Source organism: Kosakonia quasisacchari, from assembly GCF_004331415.1.
Lineage (GTDB): Bacteria > Pseudomonadota > Gammaproteobacteria > Enterobacterales > Enterobacteriaceae > Kosakonia > Kosakonia quasisacchari.
The window spans coordinates 1-17108 of record NZ_SJOP01000002.1; the positions used below are offsets into that span (position 1 = coordinate 1).

The following is a 17108-nucleotide window of genomic DNA, read 5'->3' on the forward strand; positions in this document are numbered from 1 at the left end:
CAATTAAGTGAAGAGGCCATCCTGACGGATGGCCTTTTTGCGTTTTTACGCTGCGACAAATCCCGTCCGCCGTACCGGTTTTTAACTTTGATTTGCCGGACAGAAAGCCTCATGCGAAAGCATGGGGCTTTTTTGCTTAAGACCGTACATGCCCCTATTCTTAATTGCTTACATTGCTAATTTGAAATGTGATGTAAATCACTCTTGTAATATAACAAATATGTAACATTTTGGTCTTTGCGCTGAGTGGATAAGGATTTTCACGAAGTTCATATCTTCAAAATCTTTAGCAGGAGTATTAATAGAATGGCAGAAAGCAGTGTGACAACACCTGAATCCGAATCGCTCACTAGCAGCGATACCCGACGCAGGATATGGGCGATCATTGGCGCTTCATCAGGTAACCTGGTTGAGTGGTTTGATTTCTATGTCTATTCCTTTTGCTCCCTCTACTTCGCGCACATCTTTTTCCCCGCCGGCAACACAACGACTCAGCTATTACAAACAGCGGGTGTTTTTGCCGCTGGTTTTCTTATGCGACCGATCGGGGGCTGGTTATTTGGCCGTATCGCTGACAGGCGCGGACGCAAGGCATCGATGCTCATCTCGGTGTGTATGATGTGCCTGGGATCACTGGTCATCGCCTGCTTGCCCGGTTATGAGTCCATTGGGACCTGGGCACCAGCATTATTACTGTTGGCGCGCCTGTTCCAGGGGCTATCAGTGGGTGGTGAATATGGCACAAGCGCGACTTATATGAGCGAAGTTGCAGTGGAAGGGCGTAAAGGATTTTACGCGTCATTCCAGTATGTCACGCTGATTGGCGGGCAATTATTGGCTCTGCTGGTTGTTGTTGTATTGCAACAGGTTCTGAGCGATGAAGATTTACGTGCCTGGGGTTGGCGTATTCCGTTTGCGCTCGGTGCCGCACTGGCCATTGTTGCGCTGTGGCTACGCCGGCAACTTGATGAAACCTCGCGGCAAGAAGTACGGGCTCTGAAAGAGGCGGGATCGCTAAAAGGCCTGTGGCGTAACCGCAAGGCTTTCATTATGGTGCTTGGCTTTACGGCTGGCGGTTCACTGACGTTCTACACCTTTACCACCTATATGCAAAAATATCTGGTGAATACCGCCGGAATGCATGCCAACGTTGCCAGCGTCATTATGACAGTTGCGTTATTTGTCTTTATGTTGATTCAACCCGTTATTGGCGCGCTGTCGGACAAAATTGGCCGCCGCACCTCAATGTTGCTGTTCGGCGGCCTTGCCTCACTTTGTACCGTCCCGATTCTCAGTGCGCTGCATAGCGTAACGTCGCCCTATGCCGCGTTCGCGCTGGTTATGCTGGCATTAGTGATTGTCAGTTTCTACACCTCGATCAGCGGCATCCTGAAAGCCGAAATGTTCCCGGCGCAGGTTCGTGCGTTAGGTGTTGGATTATCCTATGCCGTGGCGAATGCGCTGTTTGGTGGTTCGGCTGAGTATGTTGCGCTGTCGCTGAAATCGGTCGGTTTTGAAAGCACCTTTTTCTGGTACGTTACCGTGATGGGCGCATTAGCGTTTGTGGTTTCCTTAATGCTGCATCGCAAAGGGAAAGGCATCCGGCTTTAGTGTCTATCTTGCCAGTTGCCACACGGCAAAACCTGTTGTGGCACCGGCAACATCCCATGCGAAATCTTTCCAGCTCCAGCCGCTCCCTGCCGGGCGGCTATCCCATAACTCTTTCGATGCGCCAAGGCTAACAGAAAACATCAGACCATATACTGCGCTACGGTCACGGCTAATACCCTGATGTTGTGCGTATTCGTTCCCGGCTGCGGAAAGCATCGCCGATCCAAGGAAATGTTGTGCTTTATCCTGCCCGCTCCAGCTATCGTTTGCCATATGGCTACAGCCTGTCAGCAGCAGCGTTGTTGCCAGCAAGGTGTATTTCATTGGAATACCTGAAAAAAGCCCCATCACAGGGATGGGGCTTAATGTTAAAGAATGCGGCTAATCAGCTTATCAATGCGGATACGGCGCAGGCGGCGTATCAGCTTACGGACTTTCACCGGGTAATCAGCAATACTTTGCAAGTCACGGTAATGATTTACCACTGTGGTGTGCGTGCGGATAAGTTCCAGCTCTTTATCACGCTGTGCGGCCAGCTCATGTTTCGGATCGTGGATCAGTACTGCGTTCTCCAGGTCCAGACGCCAGGCGCGTGGGTTCAGGTTATTCCCGGTGACCAGGATCCACTCATCGTCGACCCACATTCCTTTCAGGTGGTAACTGTTATCGTCATCTTTCCACAAGCGAACAACCAACTGATCGGTATTCACATAATATTGCAGACGGCTTAAGAAGCGACGCAGGTTGATCTCATACAAATAAGGCAACGCGCCAATGATCTTAAATGGCTCATCTTCAGGAATGAAAAAGTCATTCGCTGTCTTATCGCCAACGATGATTTCGACTTTTTTCCCCTCACGCAGCAACTGGATAATATTGCGTACTAGTACCGCAGGCAGGTTGAAATAGGGCGTACAAATCGTCAGCTTGTGCTCCGCGCACGGCATAAGATGGAAAATCGTCTTATTCAGCAGGCTGGATTTTCCCAGACCAACCAGCGGAGTCACGGCCAGTTGTTCGTTATCCGCATCGCCCTGGAAATGGTACGACGCATCGCGCAATTCCTGACGGAACAGGCGGATATCATTTTTGATTTCCGGGCTTTTGGGGCGCTGCGGATCGTCAAGGCGGTTCACACCTCGGCCCTGGATCAGATTCTGCTCAACCCAGCCTTGCATCACGTCCGCCATCTGTGGGTTACGGATCAGCTGATAACGGTCATAACGGTATTTATCGTGCTGATGCAGGTAAACATCATTGAGACTCGCGCCGCTATACAGCACACAGTCATCAATAATAAAACCTTTGAAATGCAGCACGCCAAGCGCTTCGCGGGTATTAACCGGCACCCCGTAAACGGGAACGACAACGCCAGGGTTTTCCTGTGCCATGCGGCAGTACCAGTCCGCATTGGTATTCGACGCTGCTGCGCCAATACGACCGCGCTGAGCGCGATGCCAGTCAACGAGGACGCGAACATCCAGCTCCGGGCGCTGGCGTTTTGCTTCATACAGCGCGTTCAGAATTCCTTTCCCACCATCATCCTGTTCAAGATACAGGGCAATGATATAGATCCGGCGCGTTGCGGTGGCTATCTTCGCAAGCAGCGTCTCCCTGAAATCAGCAGGCGCATAGAAGAACTCTATATCATCAGCTGACTGAGAAATCTTGGGTAATTGGGCAAGGTGTTGTTGATGTTTATTACGCTTAAATTTTGACAACATCACAGTGCGTTTCTTCTCTGTTTATTGAAGGGTCTTCTGTAGCATGCAGACGACATAAGCGGGCAATAATAACACCGAGCCTGCTAAAGCGGTCAACATTTCCAGTACCTTACTCGGGATTACTCGTTCGGTGTCAGATGGAGCGACAAACCGACGATTCCATCTTCCAGTTGGATATCGACATCAAATCCCAGTTTACGCGCCAGCGTCACCATGCCGCGATTGTTGGGCATAGTAATACCATTCAAGCGCTTAAGTCCGTGATCCCGGGTATAACTGATAAGCTTTTCAAGTAAACGTCGTCCGAGCCCAAGTCCTTTTAGGTCGGAACGAACCAGCACGGCAAATTCAGCATCGATATTATCCGGGTCGGAAATAGCGCGGGTGACGCCCAAAATTTCTTCGCCCTGATCTGTGCTGCGCACAGCCACGAAAGCCATTTCCCGATCGTAGTCGATCTGCGTCATATTCGCTAAATCATCGTGGGTAAATTCGTTAATCTCGCTAAAGTAGCGATAATAGAGATCTTCTTTTGTCACCCTGGCGATAAATGCCTGCAACTGAGGTTCATCCTCGGGAAGAATAGGGCGGAACAAGCACTGCTCGCCATTTCTCATCTCAACGCGCTCTTCCAGATGCTGCGGATAGGGGCGAATAGCAAGACGAGTCTCGCCGTTCCCCGCGGTGGGCGCGATAGACATCGTGACATCCAGCGCCGTGAATTCGCTCCCGGAAGCCAGCAAAGGGTGAATGTCGAGCCGTTCGATTTCCGGGCAATCGACGATCAAATTTGAAACCTGAACTAAAAACTGGCTCAGACCTGCAATATCCAGCGTGCGGAGTGCGCTGCGCCCACGGATCTTTTTACTTTTGATCGCCTGAATGACCAGGTAGCGCGCCAGATTCATATTGAGTGGCGGAAGTGCCACTGCGGCTTGATCCTCTGCTCGCCACTCAACGCCGCCTTCACCCAACATAATCAGCGGGCCGAAAACCGGATCGTGTTCTACCACAACGCGCAGTTCCTGCGCACCAGCACGGTTCGCCATGCTCTGCACTTGCAAACCGTGGATGCGCGCTTGCGGCCAGTTCATTTTGACACGATCAATAATCGCGTCAGCAGCCTGTTGCACTTCTTTCGCGGTACGCAGATAAAGCATTACCCCCTGAACTTCTGACTTATGCGGGATATCCGGAGAGCGTAATTTCAGCGCAACCGGGTAGCCAATCTGTTCGGCAATATGCACCGCTTCCGCACTGTCGCTGGCAATCCATGTCGGCAGCGTTTGCAACCCCCAGGCCCGCAGGATCGGCTGAACTTCGTGGGTGTCCAGCGTTGATGCGCCCTCGGTCAGCGCCTGCTGCAGAAGGTTGTGTGCGGCGGCGGTATCTGCTGTCAGGCTTACGGAGATCGCTGGCGTTTCACGCAACTGCTTCTGGTTTCGCCGATATTCCACCATATGCATAAACGCCGTAATAGTGCCTTCCGGGGTTCGATAGGTTGGCAATCCGGCCTCACTAAACAGACGCCGCGCTTCCTGAGAAGAAAACTCACCGCACCAGTTGGTCAGCACGGTGACATATTTCCCGCGGGGATGTTTTTTCAACGCATCAATTAACGCCACCGCGCTTTCGCTGCCCGGTGCGGCGGCACTGGGCGCGTGGATCACCATCAACGCATCGTAATCCTGGCTATCGAGCAAAATATTCAACGCCGCGATGTAACGCTCACTACTTGCATCATCGCGCAAATCCAGCGGGTTAGCGGGTTCCACATACTCCGGCAGTACGGCTCGCAACTGCGCTATCGTCTCTTCACTCAGTGTGGCCAGCTTGCCGTTGCGTGACCACAGTTCGTCAAGCGCCAGTGCGGCGGGTGCTGCGCCATTACTGATGATCATCAACCGTTCGCCGCGCAGTGGGCGCATATGGCTAAGTGTTTCGACGGCGGAAAAAAGCTCATGCGTATCCTGGACCCGCAATAAACCGGCGCGCTGAATAGCCGCATCCCAGGCTGGATCGAGCCCCGCATGAGAATGCAGCAGACGCTGTGCTTCCGGGCTGCGACCGCTTTTTATGACCAGAATCGGTTTATTACGTGAGGCGCTACGTGCGGCGGAAACAAATCGACGGGCATCACTTAACTGTTCCAGATAGAGCAGGATGGCGCTGGTCTTACTGTCGCGCGCCAGGAAATCGAGCAGTTCATCGACATCAATATCGAGACTATCGCCGAGTGCGATGAAATAAGAGAACCCCATTTCCCGCTGTTGCGCCCAGTCGAGGATAGTATTGGAGACGGCGGCTGACTGGGAAATAAACGCCAGCTTGCCACGTGTAATCGGCACCGGTGAGAAACTGGCATTAAGCCCTTGCCAGGGAGCGAGCAAGCCCAGGCTGTTCGGGCCAAGCAATCGCATCTGGTAGCGACCGGCGCAGGCCAGTAAATCGGCATGTTGTTCGGGCGGAGCGGAAAGGATAATGCAGGTTTTACACCCCTTTTGGCCGAGCGCTTCAAGCAGCGCCAAATTACGTTTTGCGTGGGTACACAATACGGCAAGATCGGGCGTGAAAGGCAGGCTGGCGACATCCGGCCACGCCAGCACGCCCTGTACCGCTTTATAGGCGGGCGTTACCGGTAAGACTGGCCCGGCGAAACCGCCTGCCAGCAAATTGCGCATCATTAAATAACCCGCACGATCCGGCTTCATGGATGCACCCACCACCGCAATCGATCGGGGACGTAATAACGCTTCCAGCCCTCGTTGGCTCATACCGGCCTCCGCAAAAGAGTGACCCGATGATATTAAACGTTTTCTGCAGCGTTTGCTGTGATGGCGGGCGAATGATGCGGTTTCCCCGCCAGGTAACGTTCGCGAAACAGGGTAAAGTGATCGCCGAGGGCTTGCGCTGCACTGTTATCGCCAGCCAGATCCAACAGAGCAATGGCCACTTCCGCCGTGCAGTATTGATCTTCTGCGTGCGCTTCCCGTAAGCGATAGGCAGACACACGTGATAAATCGACGGAGATAACCGGTAATGCATCCAGATAAGGGCTTTTGCGGAACATTTTACGTGCTTCGGTCCAGGTACCATCCAGCATAATAAACAGCGGGGGTTTTCCGGCTGCCGGAGCACTCAATACCTGACGTTCACTTCCTGCATAAGAGGCCGGGAAGACGACCATTGGCTGGTACGCTTCACTGGTGCATAAATCGATAAGCGCTTGCGGCGGCTCGGTGCGCGACCATTGAAAAGCCTGCGTGTCGGGCAGAATATCGGCAATCAAACGCCCGGTGTTACTGGGTTTCATCGGCTCGGTGTCAAACATGACCAGGCAAAAACGGCTGTTGGCGCAGGCCGGTTTTAAGGTATCACACAGACAGTTTTTTAGCGGCAGCAAGCAGCGCTGGCAGCGGCGAATACGGTTGCCACGCGCCAGAAACGGGCGCGTCGAGCGGGCAAGACGCTCAGCACGGAGTTGGAGAACAGCGTTATTGGTCATGAAGGTCGCACAAGAAAAACGCCATTGTCGCAGAGCTGAAAACGGGGCACAAGAAGCGCCCCGAAGGGATTACAGTGATTCGTTAAGCCAGCTGTCGAACGGCGCTTTCGGCATCGCCCCGCTTAGCATGTCCACCACTTCGCCATTTTTGAACAGCATAATGGTCGGAATGCTGCGAATGCGGAAACGCGCACTCAGCTCGCGCTCGGCTTCAGTGTTGACTTTCACAAAGCGCACTTGGCCGCTGCGTTCTTCCGCGACATCTTCGAAAATCGGCGCAAAGTTGCGGCACGGGCCACACCATGGTGCCCAGAAATCGACGACCACAGGCAGGTCATCTTTCAGCAGTTTATCCAGGGTTTCGCCAGTCGCATTGATCACATCTCCATCGAACAGCTCATGTCCACAGCGCCCACATTTCGCGCCGTCGCTCATTCTTTCTTCAGGAATGCGGTTCAGCGCCTGACAGCTTGCACATACGGTATTCATAACTAACCTCAGGGAAACGATGGTACAAAGCGGCGTTTCGCCGGTATGTTTCTTCAATGTTACATATTATTAATAAGAAGGTTTTAAACAACAACGCGTTTTATTCAATGAGTACAATAGCCGATAACTTTTGAACGAATTAATGGCTAAGCGCCAGCACATCAGGTAATCTGCGCGCTTCGCGCAGCGCTGGTGGAGAAAAGCATGAACGATGAATTAAAGAATAAAAGCGGCAAGGTCAAAGTGATGTATGTCCGCAGTGATGATGATTCCGATAAACGTGGTCTTAACCCGCGCACCGGGAAAGGGCCAGCACGTAGCGGAACGTCTTCGCGCGGTGGCGATGACCGTCGCACCTCCCGCGATGATAAAGGTCGTGCAGGCCGTGACGATAGAAGTCGTTCTGCCCGTGATGACCGGGGCCGCCCTGCTCGTGATGACAGAAGCCGCCCGCAGCGAGACAATTTCAGCAACCAGAGTGATTCGCCGTGGCGTACCGTTTCCCGTGCCCCGGGCGACGAAACGCCGGAAAAACCGGATCACGGTGGTATTAGCGGTAAAAGTTTTATCGATCCGGAAGTGCTGCGCCGCCAGCGTGCGGAAGAGACGCGTGTCTATGGCGAAAATGCCTGCCAGGCACTGTTCAGCAGCCGTCCTGAGTCGATTGTTCGCGCCTGGTTTGTACAGAGTGTAACCCCGCGTTTTAAAGAAGCCCTGCGCTGGATGGCCGCGAACCGTAAAGCGTATCACGTGGTTGATGAAGACGAGTTGACAAAAGCCTCCGGCACGGAACACCACGGTGGCGTGTGCTTCTTGATCAAAAAGCGTAATGGCCTGAGTGTCCAGAAATGGGTGGCGAACGCCGCAGACGAAGATTGCGTGCTGGCGCTGGAAGATGTGGGTAACCCGCACAACCTCGGCGCAATTATGCGTAGCTGCGCGCATTTCGGTGTGAAAGGCGTGGTGTTGCAGGATGCGGCAGTGATTGAATCTGGTGCGGCAGTCCGTACCGCAGAAGGCGGCGCGGAACACGTTCAGGCGATCACCGGCGATAGTTTTGTCGATGCGCTGGAAGAGTTCCGTCAGGCGGGTTATGCGCTGGTGACCACCTCCAGTCACAACGGAACCTCGCTGTTTAAAGCCGAGCTGCCGAAAAAGATGGTACTGGTGCTCGGTCAGGAGCGCGATGGTCTGTCTGATGTGACGCTGTCTCGTTCCGATTTGAGTGTCTCAATTGATGGCACCGGCAACGTTGAAAGCCTCAACGTTTCTGTCGCAACCGGTGTGTTGCTGGCGGAGTGGTGGCGTCAAAATAAAGCCTGATGCGCAATGTCAGGTGCAATAAAAAAGCCAGCGTAAAGCTGGCTTTTTTTTACTCACTTTCTGCCGGCAGTGTCGGCATCCAGTCGACTGGCGCTTCACCCTGTTTTTCTAGCCATTGATTCGCCAGGACAAAATGGTTACAGCCGAAAAATCCGCGGTGCGCGGAGAGCGGCGACGGATGCGGCGCTTTCAGAACATGATGGCGATTTGTGTCGATAATCGCCCCTTTCTTCTGCGCGTGCGAACCCCAAAGCAGAAATACCACGCCTTCGCGATGCTCATTAATCAGGCTAATGACTTTATCGGTAAAGGTTTCCCAGCCGAGGCTTGCATGTGAGTGTGCCTGACCAGCGCGCACGGTGAGCACGGTATTCAGTAGCAGTACGCCCTGACGCGCCCAGCTTTCGAGATAACCATGTTGCGGGCGCACAAAACCCGGAATGCTGGCTTCCAGCTCTTTATACATATTCAGCAAGGAAGGCGGTGGCGCAATGCCAGGCAAGACGGAAAATGCTAAACCGTGTGCTTGTCCCGGGCCGTGGTAAGGATCCTGGCCGAGGATGACAACTTTGACGTCGCCAAGCTCAGTGAAGCGAAAGGCGTTGAACACATCTTTCTGTGGCGGATAGATGGTTATCCCGGACTGGCGCTCAGTCGCCACTGTGCTAAGGGTGTTAATAAAGTACGGCTGCTGTTTTTCTTCTGCCAGCACATCATGCCATGATAATGAAGTGGTCATCCCGCTCTCCTGCGAAGTTCATTCCCCGTAGCTTAACTGCTTATTTCTCTGAAACAAAATTGACTGTCCTTCGTGATAGATAATCCTAAAAATATTTTTAAAATTTACAAAAATTTTAAGTCGGCGCGATTGGCGTAACTTGATATAAAACAAGTATATTCCCCTATGGCCATTTTTACTGTGTGGTTTTTATTGATTTAAATCAAAGAATGCCGCATGTCAGACTGGTATATAAACAATCAGACAACAATGGTTTTACCAATTGGCCGGAAAGAATCCGGCTAATCAAATAATGTGCCTAAGGGAGGCTATTCATGATTACTGGTATCCAGATTACTAAAGCTGCCAATGACAACTTGCTGAACTCATTCTGGCTGCTCGATAACGAAAAAGGCGAAGCACGTTGCGTGTGTGCCAAAGCGGGTTATGCCGAAGATGAAGTGGTTGCGGTTAGCAAACTCGGCGATATCGAATACCGTGAAATTCCGATGGAAGTGAAACCAGAAGTGCGCGTTGAAGGCGGCCAGCACCTGAACGTTAACGTGCTGCGTCGTGAAACACTGCTTGATGCTGTTGAACACCCGGAAAAATACCCACAGCTGACGATTCGTGTATCTGGTTATGCTGTGCGTTTTAACTCTCTGACTCCAGAACAGCAGCGCGACGTTATTGCTCGTACCTTTACTGAAAGCCTGTAATTTCAGGCACACATAAAAACGCCGGGATATCCCGGCGTTTTTTTTACTCTTCTGTATTTTGCGGCGCAGTACTTGCAGCGCTCGGCTTACGTCGTTTACCAATATTTTTGGTGTCACGATGGCGTTGCTTCACCCGCGGTTTCTCTTTTTCTTTCTCTTTTTTCTTCTCTTCGCGTTTCGCCAACACTTTCTTCGATGGTTTGCCTGTCAGCTTCTCACTGGGCGCGCGCGTTTTTGCACGCAATTCGTCTATCACACGCGGCTTCAGCGGTTCTTCAACATACCGGCCGATTTTACCCAGCAACAAATGATCGTGCGCTTCGACCAGAGAAATCGCGGTGCCTTTACGGCCCGCGCGGCCCGTACGACCGATGCGGTGCAGGTAGGTATCGCCGCTGCGCGGCAGATCGAAGTTAAATACGTGGCTGACATCGTCGATATCAATGCCGCGAGCGGCGACATCGGTGGCGACCAGCACGTTCACACGGCCTTCCGTCAGGCGTTTAATCGCTTCGTTGCGCTTCGCCTGTACCATCTCACCTTCGAGATAGCAGTTGTTAATTCCCGCTTCACGCAGCCAGTTTGCCAGCTCATGCACACGCTCGCGTTTGCGAACGAACACGATAGAGCGGCTAACTTCAGGTTGCTTAAGCAGATGCACCAGCAGTGCGGTTTTATGTGCCACGTCGTCGGCACGGTAGTACCACTGGTGAATTTTCTTGCGCTCGCGCGTTGATGGCGTGGCAGAAACTTCAACAGGATCTTCCAGCAGGCGCTCAGCAAAATTTTTAATCGCTTCGCCTTCCAGCGTCGCAGAGAAGAGCATGGTCTGCTTGCGCCAGCGGGTTTCACCGGCAATGTGCTCGATATCTTGCGCGAAGCCCATGTCCAGCATGCGATCTGCTTCGTCAAGGATCAGCGTCTCTACCGCGCGGCAGTCGAAGTTCTCTTCTTTAATGTATTGCAACAGGCGGCCAGTGGTCGCGACCACGACATCCTGGTTTTCGCTGAACACTTCCGCGTGGTTCATATACGCTACACCGCCGGTAATGGTGGCGATATCCAGATGCGTGTTAGCGGCAAGCTCACGTGCGTGATCGGCCACCTGCATCGCCAGTTCGCGGGTCGGGGTCAGGATCAGGATGCGCGGTGGGCCGGATTTCTTACGCGGGAAGTCCAGAAGGTGCTGCAACGCAGGCAGCAGATATGCCGCTGTTTTACCGGTGCCGGTAGGGGCGGAACCGAGGACATCACGCCCTTCAAGCGCAGGCGGAATGGCGGCGGCCTGGATGGCGGTCGGGCGTGTAAAGCCTTTATTCTGGAGCGCGTCCAGCAGGCTGTCGTCAAGTTCGAGTTCGGAAAAAGTCGTTACAGTCATGATCTACCTCTGTGTGGGGCGCCGATTATAGACGTTACGGCTGCAATCTTCATCTGTTGTCTGCTTATTGCTTTTCCAGCGCTTTGCTTTCCCCTATGCTACACCGGTTTCCGAATTGAGGTTGTAAAGATGTCTCAGCCCAAGGCTCTGTTGCGCCGTGATGGCTTCACGTTTAAAGAATTCTTTGTTGCTCACGATCGCTGTGCCATGAAAGTAGGCACTGATGGGGTGATGTTAGGCGCGTGGGCGCCGGTTTCCAAAGCAAGGCATGTGCTGGACATTGGCACCGGTAGCGGGCTACTGGCGCTGATGCTGGCGCAACGCACATCACCAGAAGTAACAATTGATGCCGTCGAACTGGATGATCACGCAGCCGGGCAGGCACAGGAAAATGTTCTGGCCTCACCGTGGGCTGAGCGCATTACCGTGCATCAGGCGGATATCTGCCAGTGGAGCACGGAAAATACCGCGCGCTATGATCTGATTGTCAGCAATCCGCCCTATTTTGACGAAGGGGTGCAATGCGGCACGCCGGAGCGCGAAAAAGCGCGCTATACCACAACGCTTGATCATCAATCCTTGCTGGAAATTGGCGCAACGCTGATTACAGAAGAGGGCTTTTTCTGCGTCGTTCTGCCGATTGAAATCAGCGAAACTTTTGTCAGCAAAGCGCAGACGCTGGGCTGGCATCTGCGTTTGCGTACGGATGTAACTGAAACAGAAAGCCGTTTGCCTCATCGCGTCCTGTTGGCATTCTCTCCGCGAGACGGCGAACTGTTTGCCGATCGTCTGGTGATCCGTGGGCCCGATCAACGCTACTCAGAGAGCTACACCGCGCTGACCCAGGCGTTTTATCTGTTTATGTAGTTTTGTGGCGACAGCACCGTCGGGCCAGATTCCGGCAGTAAATCGGGATAATCCAGCGTGTAATGCAACCCACGGCTCTCTTTACGCGCCATTGCACAGCGCACAATTAACTCCGCGACTTGCACCAGGTTGCGCAACTCCAGCAGGTTATTCGAGACGCGGAAGTTCGCGTAATACTCGTCAATTTCCTGCTGTAGCAATGTGATTCGGCGCAGGGCGCGCTCAAGGCGTTTAGTGGTGCGCACAATGCCGACGTAATCCCACATAAACAACCGTAATTCGTGCCAGTTGTGTTGCAGAATCACCCGTTCATCGGCATCGTCCACGCGGCTTTCATCCCATGCCGGCAGCGTCGTGGCCGCTTGTGCATGCGGTATACGATGGGCGATATCTTCCGCCGCCGACCAGCCATAGACCAGACACTCCAGCAGCGAATTCGACGCCATGCGATTTGCACCGTGCAAACCGCTATAACTCACTTCTCCAATTGCATACAGCCCGTCGACATCGGTACGCCCGCGATCGTCAATCATTACGCCGCCGCAGGTGTAATGTGCTGCAGGTACAATCGGCACGGGCTCTTTGGTTAAATCGATGCCAAGCCCGAGCAACTTTTCATAAATCATCGGGAAATGGTGACGGATAAATTCAGCAGGTTTATGGCTGATATCGAGACACATGCAATCGACGCCGAGACGTTTCATTTCATGATCGATCGCGCGGGCGACCACATCGCGTGGCGCTAACTCACCTCGCGCGTCAAAATCTGGCATAAAACGGGTGCCGTCCGGGCGTTTCAGATGCGCACCTTCACCGCGCAACGCTTCTGTGATCAGGAAATTGCGCGCCTGCGGGTGGAATAGTGCGGTAGGGTGAAATTGATTAAACTCCAGGTTCGCTACCCGGCAGCCCGCACGCCAGGCCATAGCAATGCCGTCACCAGAGGCGATGTCCGGATTGGTGGTGTACTGATAGACCTTCGAGGCTCCACCTGTTGCCAGTACCACGGCTTTTGCTTGGCAGGTCTCCACCTGTTCTTTATTACGGTTCCACACCCACGCGCCCACTACACGCCGCGTTCCGGCCAGGCCGATTTTATCGGAAATAATCAAATCCACCGCATTGCAGCGCTCAAGCACACGAATGTTCGGATGGTTTACCGCTTGGGTGACCAGCGTGTTTTCGACTTCTTTGCCGGTCGCGTCGGCACTGTGGAGAATGCGGCGGTGGCTATGCCCGCCTTCACGCGTGAGGTGATAACTGGCCTCGCCGTTGGCGGTAACCTCGGTATCAAACAATACGCCCTGATCGATGAGCCACTGTACGCACTGGCGCGCGTTGCTGGCGACGAACTCTGCTGCGTGGCGCTCAACAATGCCGGCGCCTGCAATGAGCGTGTCTTCCACATGCGATTCGATGCTGTCGGTTTCATCAAATACTGCAGCGATACCGCCCTGAGCATAAAATGTTGAACCTTCGCTAATGGGACCTTTACTTAAAACAATGACGTTATGTTTGTCTGCCAGCCGCAAAGCCACCGAAAGACCGGCCGCGCCGCTGCCGATGACCAGTACATCACAGGAGAGTTCAGGAGTCATTTTCATGGTTTGTTTAATTTACTAAACAGTGTTGGCGCAGCATAGCACCGTAAGCGGAAGATGATCACTGTTTTTTGCTTTTCTTGTACTAACGACTAAACATGATAATCGGCCAGGAATATACAACCCGGAAAAAGCTATTAAGAAGCAGTTTGTTAGCTAAGGTGTATTAGAGGTGAAAAAAAAGCGGTATTGCGTTACTCTCTGGCGATCTTAAGGTCTTTTCTTTGAGAAAACACATTGTTCAAAGTTTGCAGACTTATAATGAGTGAGAATGAAAAGTCTGTAGAACGATGCACAAAAACAAAGGCGTAACGGAACTTTATTACAGACCGGTCCTCTAATTGGCTGCTTGCTCATATTGTGCAGTATTGGAGTGGCGTTTCTGGATACGCGTGGAAATTGGTTTTGGGGAGACTTTACCTCGGATGAGCGAGCAGTTAACGGATCAGGTCCTGGTCGAAAGGGTCCAGAAAGGAGATCAGAAATCGTTCAACTTACTGGTGGTGCGCTACCAGCATAAAGTGGCGAGTCTGGTTTCCCGATATGTCCCTTCGGGCGATGTGCCTGATGTCGTACAAGAGTCATTTATAAAGGCCTATCGCGCGCTTGATTCATTCAGGGGAGATAGTGCTTTTTATACCTGGCTATACCGAATTGCGGTTAATACAGCGAAAAATTACCTGGTTGCCCAAGGGCGCAGGCCGCCATCCAGTGATGTGGACGCTATTGAAGCAGAAAACTTCGAAAGTGGCGGTGCACTGAAAGAAATTTCGAACCCTGAGAACTTAATGTTGTCAGAAGAACTGCGACAAATAGTTTTCCGTACCATTGAGTCGCTCCCGGAAGATTTACGTATGGCAATTACGTTGCGGGAGCTGGATGGCCTAAGTTATGAAGAGATTGCGGCCATAATGGATTGTCCGGTGGGTACCGTTCGTTCGCGTATCTTCCGTGCGCGGGAAGCTATTGATAATAAAGTTCAACCGCTTATCAGGCGTTGACGATAGCGGGATACTGAAAAAGGTATTAGGCATGCAGAAAGAACAACTTTCCGCTTTAATGGATGGTGAAACGCTGGATAGTGAGCTGCTCGTTGAGTTGTCTCAGGATCCGGAAATGCAGAAAACCTGGGAGAGCTACCATCTCATCCGCGATTCCATGCGTGGTGATACCGCCGATCTCCTTCATTTCGATATCTCAGCCCGAGTAATGGCCGCGATTGAGAATGACACTGTTCAGGCGCCAGCGCCGTTGATTCCTGAAGCTCAGCCCGTTCCACACCAATGGCAGAAAATGCCGTTCTGGCACAAAGTTCGTCCATGGGCCAGTCAGCTTACCCAGATGGGCGTTGCGGCATGCGTATCGCTTGCTGTAATTGTTGGCGTCCAGCACTATAATGGCTCAGCTGAATCAACCCAACAGCCCGAAGCGCCAGTGTTTAATACGCTGCCGATGATGGGCAAAGCCAGTCCGGTGAGTTTGGGTGTTCCGTCTGATGCGACGGCAAATGCCGGTCAGCAACAGCAGGTGCAGGAACAACGTCGTCGTATTAATGCGATGCTGCAGGATTACGAACTGCAACGCCGTCTGCACTCCGAACAGCTTCAGTTTGAGCAGGCGCAAACACAGCAAGCCGCTGTACAGGTGCCAGGAAATCAAACTTTAGGAACGCAATCGCAGTAATGAAGCAACTTTGGTGTGCCATGTCTTTTGTGGCTACTGGCTTGTTCTTCTCTGTCAACGCCTCGGCTGATGTTTCGTCCGGGGCGTTGCTGCAGCAAATGAACGTGGCGAGCCAGTCGCTCAACTATGAACTCTCTTTTGTCAGCATCAATAAGCAGGGTGTTGAATCGTTACGTTACCGCCATGTGCGTCTCAACGATCAGCCGCTTGCGCAGTTGTTGCAAATGGACGGCCCCCGCCGCGAAGTAGTGCAGCGTGGCAACGAGATCAGCTATTTCGAACCGGGTCTTGAACCTTTCACGCTTAACGGCAACTTCATCGTCGATTCACTGCCGTCTCTGGTGTATACCGACTTCAAACGCCTTTCCTCCTATTACGATTTTATCTCCGTGGGACGCACGCGCATTGCCGACCGGCTGTGCGAAGTAATCCGTGTCGTGGCACGCGATGGTACCCGTTATAGCTATATTGTGTGGATGGATGAAGAAACCCGGCTGCCGATGCGCGTGGATTTGCTTGATCGCGATGGCGAAACCCTTGAACAATTCCGCGTCATTGCTGTTACCGTCAACGGCCAGGTGACCAATAGTATGCAAACACTGGCGAAATCCAGTCTGCCGCCGCTACTTTCATTACCGGCTGGCGATAAAGTCGTGTTTAACTGGGAACCCGCCTGGTTGCCGCAGGGGTTTAGCGAAGTTTCCAGTAGCCGTCGCCAACTGCCGACCATGGATATGCCCGTTGAATCCCGTCTCTATTCTGACGGTTTGTTCAGCTTCTCCGTTAACGTTAACCGTGCTAACCAGAACAGTGCCGATCAGATGCTGCGCACCGGTCGCCGTACCGTTAGCACTACGGTTCGCGATAACGCCGAAATTACTGTCGTCGGTGAATTGCCTCCGCAAACTGCAAAACGTATTGCGGACAGTCTCAAATTTAAGGCCGCACAATGATAAAAGAGTGGGCGACCGTCGTTTCCTGGCAAAATGGTAGCGCGCTGGTCGAATGTGACGTCAAAGCTTCCTGTAGCAGCTGCGCCTCACGTGCCGGTTGCGGCAGCCGTGTGCTGAACAAACTCGGCCCCCAAACCACGCATACCATTGCCGTGCCCAGCGCAGAGCCGTTAGTTGCCGGGCAGAAGGTTGAATTAGGCATCGCCGAGAGCAGCCTGCTGGGCTCAGCGGTATTGGTCTATATGTCGCCGCTGGTAGGCCTGTTTGTCATGGGGGCTATTTTCCAGGCGTTTTTCGGCCAGGATCTTGCGGCGTTTTGCGGCGCGGTGCTTGGTGGCGTCGGCGGTTTTTTACTCGCCCGTGGATTGTCGCCAAAGCTTGCCACGCGCAGCGAATGGCAGCCGGTTATTCTTAGCGTCGGTTTGCCTCCGGATCTTATCCGCGTCGACAGCGCATCCGCTGAAAGCCAGCCGTAATATCCTCTTTAAGTCTTACGATAATAGCGATACTTTTCTGCTTGGTATCAGCATTTCCCCG

17 protein-coding genes are annotated in these 17108 nt (G+C 52.9%); 9 read left to right on the forward strand and 8 right to left on the reverse strand.

Annotation, left to right across the window (positions count from 1 at the left end; all coding sequences use genetic code 11):
- Positions 1-180: hypothetical protein (locus tag E0L21_RS25095; RefSeq protein ID WP_208430918.1), on the forward strand; the 180-nt coding region annotated here is incomplete at its 5' end.
- A 126-nt stretch (positions 181-306) separates the two neighbouring features.
- Positions 307-1611, forward strand: a complete 1305-nt coding sequence (locus E0L21_RS02180; protein ID WP_131406415.1) for an MFS family transporter — start codon at positions 307-309, stop codon at positions 1609-1611.
- Positions 1612-1614: 3 nt separating this feature from the next.
- Here the strand turns inward: E0L21_RS02180 and E0L21_RS02185 are convergent, their stop codons facing one another.
- The 5 genes from E0L21_RS02185 to trxC all read right to left on the reverse strand — a co-directional run bounded on the left by E0L21_RS02185 (position 1615) and on the right by trxC (position 7329).
- Complete coding sequence (locus E0L21_RS02185; RefSeq protein WP_097407588.1) at positions 1615-1935, reverse strand: YfiM family lipoprotein; 321 nt, start codon at positions 1933-1935, stop codon at positions 1615-1617.
- 44 nt (positions 1936-1979) lie between these two features.
- On the reverse strand, positions 1980-3335 hold the full coding sequence (gene pssA, locus E0L21_RS02190; RefSeq protein WP_131406931.1) for a CDP-diacylglycerol--serine O-phosphatidyltransferase: 1356 nt from the start codon (positions 3333-3335) through the stop codon (positions 1980-1982).
- Between the two features lie 119 nt (positions 3336-3454).
- A complete protein-coding gene (locus E0L21_RS02195; RefSeq protein ID WP_131406416.1) occupies positions 3455-6109 on the reverse strand; it encodes a bifunctional acetate--CoA ligase family protein/GNAT family N-acetyltransferase in 2655 nt (884 codons plus the stop codon).
- Positions 6110-6141: 32 nt separating this feature from the next.
- Positions 6142-6840 carry a tRNA-uridine aminocarboxypropyltransferase gene (locus E0L21_RS02200; protein ID WP_131406417.1) on the reverse strand — a complete coding sequence of 233 codons (699 nt, stop codon included), beginning with the start codon at positions 6838-6840 and terminating at the stop codon, positions 6142-6144.
- A 69-nt stretch (positions 6841-6909) separates the two neighbouring features.
- A complete protein-coding gene (gene trxC, locus E0L21_RS02205; RefSeq protein ID WP_131406418.1) occupies positions 6910-7329 on the reverse strand; it encodes a thioredoxin TrxC in 420 nt (139 codons plus the stop codon).
- Positions 7330-7533: 204 nt separating this feature from the next.
- Between trxC and E0L21_RS02210 the strand changes: the two genes are divergently transcribed.
- On the forward strand, positions 7534-8652 hold the full coding sequence (locus tag E0L21_RS02210) for a tRNA/rRNA methyltransferase (RefSeq protein ID WP_131406419.1): 1119 nt from the start codon (positions 7534-7536) through the stop codon (positions 8650-8652).
- A 49-nt stretch (positions 8653-8701) separates the two neighbouring features.
- On the opposite strand, the gene ung is transcribed toward E0L21_RS02210, so the two are convergent.
- The gene (gene ung / locus E0L21_RS02215) at positions 8702-9391 is read right to left on the reverse strand and encodes a uracil-DNA glycosylase (protein WP_131406420.1); all 690 of its coding nucleotides are present in this window, start codon (positions 9389-9391) and stop codon (positions 8702-8704) included.
- Between the two features lie 314 nt (positions 9392-9705).
- On the opposite strand from ung, the gene grcA reads away from it, so the two are divergent.
- The gene (gene grcA, locus E0L21_RS02220; RefSeq protein ID WP_065370323.1) at positions 9706-10089 is read left to right on the forward strand and encodes an autonomous glycyl radical cofactor GrcA; all 384 of its coding nucleotides are present in this window, start codon (positions 9706-9708) and stop codon (positions 10087-10089) included.
- 43 nt (positions 10090-10132) lie between these two features.
- Here the strand turns inward: grcA and srmB are convergent, their stop codons facing one another.
- Complete coding sequence (srmB, locus tag E0L21_RS02225; protein WP_131406421.1) at positions 10133-11467, reverse strand: ATP-dependent RNA helicase SrmB; 1335 nt, start codon at positions 11465-11467, stop codon at positions 10133-10135.
- A gap of 129 nt (positions 11468-11596) precedes the next feature.
- Here srmB and trmN point away from each other — a divergent pair, with 129 nt between their 5' ends.
- Complete coding sequence (gene trmN / locus E0L21_RS02230) at positions 11597-12334, forward strand: tRNA(1)(Val) (adenine(37)-N(6))-methyltransferase TrmN (RefSeq protein WP_131406422.1); 738 nt, start codon at positions 11597-11599, stop codon at positions 12332-12334.
- Here the strand turns inward: trmN and nadB are convergent.
- Entirely contained in the window at positions 12319-13938 is a 1620-nt protein-coding gene (gene nadB, locus E0L21_RS02235; RefSeq protein ID WP_131406423.1) for an L-aspartate oxidase, read from the reverse strand. The genes trmN and nadB overlap by 16 nt on opposite strands.
- 422 nt (positions 13939-14360) lie before the next feature.
- Here nadB and rpoE point away from each other — a divergent pair, with 422 nt between their 5' ends.
- From rpoE to rseC, 4 genes are read left to right on the forward strand one after another with little or no spacing between them, the layout of a single operon-like run.
- A complete protein-coding gene (rpoE, locus tag E0L21_RS02240) occupies positions 14361-14936 on the forward strand; it encodes an RNA polymerase sigma factor RpoE (RefSeq protein WP_044172203.1) in 576 nt (191 codons plus the stop codon).
- Between the two features lie 31 nt (positions 14937-14967).
- On the forward strand, positions 14968-15618 hold the full coding sequence (gene rseA, locus E0L21_RS02245; RefSeq protein WP_131406424.1) for an anti-sigma-E factor RseA: 651 nt from the start codon (positions 14968-14970) through the stop codon (positions 15616-15618).
- A complete protein-coding gene (rseB, locus tag E0L21_RS02250; protein WP_131406425.1) occupies positions 15618-16571 on the forward strand; it encodes a sigma-E factor regulatory protein RseB in 954 nt (317 codons plus the stop codon). Before rseA ends, rseB begins: the two co-directional genes overlap by 1 nt.
- Positions 16568-17047, forward strand: coding sequence for a SoxR-reducing system protein RseC (rseC, locus tag E0L21_RS02255; RefSeq protein WP_131406426.1), 480 nt, complete (start codon positions 16568-16570; stop codon positions 17045-17047). Before rseB ends, rseC begins: the two co-directional genes overlap by 4 nt.
- The last annotated feature ends 61 nt before the right edge of the window (positions 17048-17108 follow it).

Excerpts from the sequence above, each read along its gene's own strand:
- E0L21_RS02180 (WP_131406415.1), top strand. The coding sequence starts at position 307 with ATGGCAGAAAGCAGTGTGACAACACCTGAATCCGAATCGCTCACTAGC.
- E0L21_RS02185 (WP_097407588.1), bottom strand. The coding sequence starts at position 1,935 with ATGAAATACACCTTGCTGGCAACAACGCTGCTGCTGACAGGCTGTAGC.
- pssA (WP_131406931.1), bottom strand. The coding sequence starts at position 3,335 with ATGTTGTCAAAATTTAAGCGTAATAAACATCAACAACACCTTGCCCAA.
- E0L21_RS02195 (WP_131406416.1), bottom strand. The coding sequence starts at position 6,109 with ATGAGCCAACGAGGGCTGGAAGCGTTATTACGTCCCCGATCGATTGCG.
- E0L21_RS02200 (WP_131406417.1), bottom strand. The coding sequence starts at position 6,840 with ATGACCAATAACGCTGTTCTCCAACTCCGTGCTGAGCGTCTTGCCCGC.
- trxC (WP_131406418.1), bottom strand. The coding sequence starts at position 7,329 with ATGAATACCGTATGTGCAAGCTGTCAGGCGCTGAACCGCATTCCTGAA.
- E0L21_RS02210 (WP_131406419.1), top strand. The coding sequence starts at position 7,534 with ATGAACGATGAATTAAAGAATAAAAGCGGCAAGGTCAAAGTGATGTAT.
- ung (WP_131406420.1), bottom strand. The coding sequence starts at position 9,391 with ATGACCACTTCATTATCATGGCATGATGTGCTGGCAGAAGAAAAACAG.
- grcA (WP_065370323.1), top strand. The coding sequence starts at position 9,706 with ATGATTACTGGTATCCAGATTACTAAAGCTGCCAATGACAACTTGCTG.
- srmB (WP_131406421.1), bottom strand. The coding sequence starts at position 11,467 with ATGACTGTAACGACTTTTTCCGAACTCGAACTTGACGACAGCCTGCTG.
- trmN (WP_131406422.1), top strand. The coding sequence starts at position 11,597 with ATGTCTCAGCCCAAGGCTCTGTTGCGCCGTGATGGCTTCACGTTTAAA.
- nadB (WP_131406423.1), bottom strand. The coding sequence starts at position 13,938 with ATGAAAATGACTCCTGAACTCTCCTGTGATGTACTGGTCATCGGCAGC.
- rpoE (WP_044172203.1), top strand. The coding sequence starts at position 14,361 with ATGAGCGAGCAGTTAACGGATCAGGTCCTGGTCGAAAGGGTCCAGAAA.
- rseA (WP_131406424.1), top strand. The coding sequence starts at position 14,968 with ATGCAGAAAGAACAACTTTCCGCTTTAATGGATGGTGAAACGCTGGAT.
- rseB (WP_131406425.1), top strand. The coding sequence starts at position 15,618 with ATGAAGCAACTTTGGTGTGCCATGTCTTTTGTGGCTACTGGCTTGTTC.
- rseC (WP_131406426.1), top strand. The coding sequence starts at position 16,568 with ATGATAAAAGAGTGGGCGACCGTCGTTTCCTGGCAAAATGGTAGCGCG.